Here is a 3,698-nt window from a genome sequence, read left to right as displayed (position 1 = left end):
AACGCACACCTCCTCGGGCTCGTGCCGTGCCCCTGGGGCACGGCGACGGCTCACGCACCGTCAGGATAGCGTAGCGCGCGGAATCGGTGCCGTCAGTGGTCCATGATGAGGATCCACATCACGCGCTGCCGTGACGTGCCGCGATGGTACCGGCGCTGCCGGCCAGAACGGCGCCGTTATGCGGCCAGTTCGGGCCAGATCGTCAGGATGACGCGCTCGGCGTCGTGGCGGATCAGCCGTTCGGTTTGCGCGACGGGGCCGGTCAGGACACGGGGCACCAGCGCCCGCACCGCGTCGAGATCGGGTCGCACCGGTTCCGCCCGTTCGGCCGCATAGCGGGCGAGCAGCTCGGGTGGGTAGTCGCCGGTGTTGACGACGACGGCGTCGACCCGGCGTCCGAGGTAGCGATGGACCTCCCGCACGAAGTCGGATGCCGCGAAGCCGTCGGTCTCACCGTGCTTGGTCATCACGTTGCAGATGTAGATCACCTCGCCGTCACTCGCGCGGATCGCCTCGGCCACGCCCTCAACGAGGAGACAGGGGAGCACGCTGGTGTAGAGGTCGCCGGGGCCGATCAGGATCTTGTCGGCCCGCTCCAGAGCCTTGCGCGCCCGCAGCGTCGCGCGCACCGGCGGGTCGAGGAAGATCCGCCGGATCGGGAGCACCGGCCGGCCCTCGGGGCGGTCGATGGCCGCTTCGCCACGGATGACGGTCCCGTCGCTCAACTCGGCGCAGAGCGTGGACTGATCGAGCGTGACCGGGATGACGTGGCCGTTCGTGCGGAGCAGCTCCTCGGCGTCCTCGATGGCGCCGAGCAGGTCGCCGTCGTTCAGGTCCTGTAGTGCGTGGAGGATCAGGTTGCCGAGCGCGTGGCCGCCGACGCCCTGCGTGGTGGCGTCGGGGAACTCGGGGAAGCGGTAGTTGAACAGCTCGCGCCAGAGCGCGCTGGCGCGCGAGAGGGCCACGAGCGCCTGGCGCAGGTCTCCCAGCGGCAACGGGCGGCCGAACTCGTCGATCAGCCGGCGCGAGGATCCGCCCGAGTCCATCATGGTGACGATGGCCCACAGGTTGGTGGCAACCTTGCGCAGCTCCGACAGCATGGTGTAGGAGCCGGTGCCACCCCCGATCGTCACGATGCGCTCGTCGATTCGCTGGCGCATGCCCGCCCCTCGCAATCCGTCCGGGTGCCGGCCCGCGCGGATCGGTCCGCCGCACCCTGCCGGTGGCGGTCGCCGTAAGCCCGCCACGCGGGCAACGACCCCCGTCACTCCCGGGACCGTGACCTTCCCTCTCCCCTGTACCTTCATCGTACCGCACGATGCACGAAGATGAACGATACGGTCAGGGGGCGCATCGCGTGGACGTGGTGGGGATCCTGCGGTACAGTGCGGTCGACCACCGGTAGTTCGCGGCGTGCGCTGGAGATGAGAGCCGCTATGCATACGGTCGTCATCTTTTCCCAGCCTGGGTGACGGGCCTGCCGTCAGGAGATGGAGTATCTATCTCGACGCGGCATCACCTATACGGTGCGCGACATCACCGAGGATTCGGACGCGCTCCGGGAGCTGTTGGAGCTGGGCTCGTACCTGACGCCGACGACGCTGATCGATGGCGAGCACGTCGTCATCGGCTTCGACAAGGCGCGGCTCGACCGCCTGCTGGGCCTGACCTGATTCGAGGGAGCCTATGTCCGAGAAGTCGGACCAGCCGCTGCACGAGACCATCCCGGAGGACCTGGACCTCGTGGGCCACGCAGGGCACGAAGAGCAGGGTGAGGATGAGGAGGAGGAGATCCCGCGGACGGCGATGGTCGTCATCATCGTCGTGGCCGTGGCGATCGCGATCCTCTACCTGACTGCGGGCGGTGGCCACAACCACTTCCACTAGTGCCTGCTGCCCGGATGGACTGCCCTCGGCGCCGCACAGCGTGACCCGCGTGGGGTCGCGGGCTGCTGACGGGGATACCAGGCTCATTCCTCAACGTTCATAAGCGGGCTGGGGCCGAAGCCGACCGGGTGGTGAGCGGAACCCGGCGCGGCCGGCACGTGGCCGGGGAGTGGGTGGCGTGACGGATCCCGCGCCGCGGTGCGTGCCCAGGATGGGTGGTGTGAGGATCCCGCGCCGCAGGAGCTGGGGAGCCACCGCCGCAATCCCCGACCACAGCTACCTCAGGTCAGCAAACTCACGACCCGCGCGACATTAGGACACACAGGGCACCGGACCTGTTAGACTCTGTTCGTCGTCTGCGTCACCCCGTACCGTTAGCCTGCGAGCGCATATCGTCCCGATGGGTGACGCCGCACAGCGGGGCGTACCTGCAATGTGTGGCAGGCGCCGCGGTCCAGGGTCGGAGTCCGGTCGTGTCCAATTCCCTCCGTGTCGCGATCATCCTCACCCTGCTCCTGGCCGGCATGGCCGGTACCCCGGTCGGCGTGCGCGCTGCGCCGGATACGCCCGCCATCGGTGAGCCTGCCTTCGCTCGTCTCTGGGAACGGACCGACCGGCCGGTCGCTACCTCGGCGGTCACGCGCTCCTGGCTTTGGGGGCCGGCGCCGCTCGACGCCGTCGTCACCGAGCGCTACGTCGACGCGCCGGGTGGTGCGCGCCGGGTGCAGTACTTCGACAAGGGGCGCATGGAGTTGACGAACCCGCAGGGTGACCAGACCAGCCCCTGGTACGTCACCAGCGGCCTGCTGACCCGCGAGCTGATCAGCGGGCGCGTGCAGATCGGCGACGCGACGTTCCTCAACGGGCCCGCGGCGGAGGTGCCGGTGGCCGGCGACCCCACAAACACGTTCCCGACGTATCGTGACCTGCAGGCGGTCGTCGACCAGAGCCAGCCGGACCGCACCGGCGAAGCCGCGACGATGGCGCTGCTGCCAGACGGCCCCAGCACGTACGACGGGGCCGTCCAGGACCCCAAGGCGCGCTTCACCCGCTACATCACCTACACCGGTCCCTGGGGCACGCCGGTGGGGTACAACATCCCGGTCGCCTTCTGGGAGTTCATGACCCAGCCCGGGCTGGTGGCGAGCGACGGCGGATTCGCCATGGCCGATCCGCTGTTCGACTGGCTGTTCGTCCTCGGCTATCCGATCGCCGACCCGTTCTGGACGCGGGTGCAGGTGGCGGGCGTCGAGCGCTGGGTACTGGTGCAGCCCTTCGAGCGCCGCGTGCTCACCTACACGCCGGACAACCCAGCCGGGTGGCAGGTGGAGATGGGGAATATCGGGCTGCACTACTGGCGCTGGCGCTACGCGGCCACGCCCCCCACCACGTCCACGGGCGATCTCGTGGGGTACGGCATGGTCCAGGGTCGGACCTGGACCTATGCGACGACGATGGGCATGGACACCGAGTGGCGGATCGCCGGCACCTCGGACTCCTTCACGGCCGGATCGACGTTGATCACCCGCAGCGAGTCGGGCTGGAACGGGCGCTTTGTGACCTACTGGTCGGTTGGCCCGGATGGGCTGACGCTCCACGGGCACGATCGGGTGGATGATTCCGGCCGCCTGCTGGAGTCGGTAGTCTACTGGCCGCCGGTCCGCTATCTCCCGTCGCTGCCTCTGGCGGACGGCGTGCAGTGGCAAACCAGTACCACCGTGCTCTCGACCAGCGACCCGCCCCGGGAAACGATCGTCAGCGGCCTCGTCCTTGGCCGCGACCTGGTAGCGACTCCCGCCGGGCTCTTCCCG

3 protein-coding genes and 1 pseudogene are annotated in these 3,698 nt (G+C 69.1%); 3 read left to right on the top strand and 1 reads right to left on the bottom strand.

The features are described 5' to 3' along the window. Positions 1-176 precede the first annotated feature (176 nt). Positions 177-1,160, bottom strand: a complete 984-nt coding sequence (locus IRZ30_RS16375; RefSeq protein WP_294086703.1) for a gluconeogenesis factor YvcK family protein — start codon at positions 1,158-1,160, stop codon at positions 177-179. A gap of 276 nt (positions 1,161-1,436) precedes the next feature. On the opposite strand from IRZ30_RS16375, the gene IRZ30_RS16370 reads away from it, so the two are divergent. The 3 genes and pseudogenes from IRZ30_RS16370 to IRZ30_RS16360 form a co-directional block, all read left to right on the top strand. Next, positions 1,437-1,673, top strand: a complete 237-nt coding sequence (locus IRZ30_RS16370; protein WP_294086700.1) for a glutaredoxin family protein — start codon at positions 1,437-1,439, stop codon at positions 1,671-1,673. Positions 1,674-1,686: 13 nt separating this feature from the next. Beyond that, the gene (locus IRZ30_RS16365) at positions 1,687-1,887 is read left to right on the top strand and encodes a hypothetical protein (RefSeq protein WP_294086697.1); all 201 of its coding nucleotides are present in this window, start codon (positions 1,687-1,689) and stop codon (positions 1,885-1,887) included. Between the two features lie 473 nt (positions 1,888-2,360). Beyond that, positions 2,361-3,698, top strand: a pseudogene (locus IRZ30_RS16360) (hypothetical protein); the annotation flags it as partial.

This window comes from Sphaerobacter sp., assembly GCF_019683595.1.
Classification (GTDB): Bacteria; Chloroflexota; Chloroflexia; order Thermomicrobiales; family Thermomicrobiaceae; genus Sphaerobacter.
Note: the sequence above shows the minus strand (reverse complement) of the source record. Positions and strands in the feature narration are given on the sequence as shown.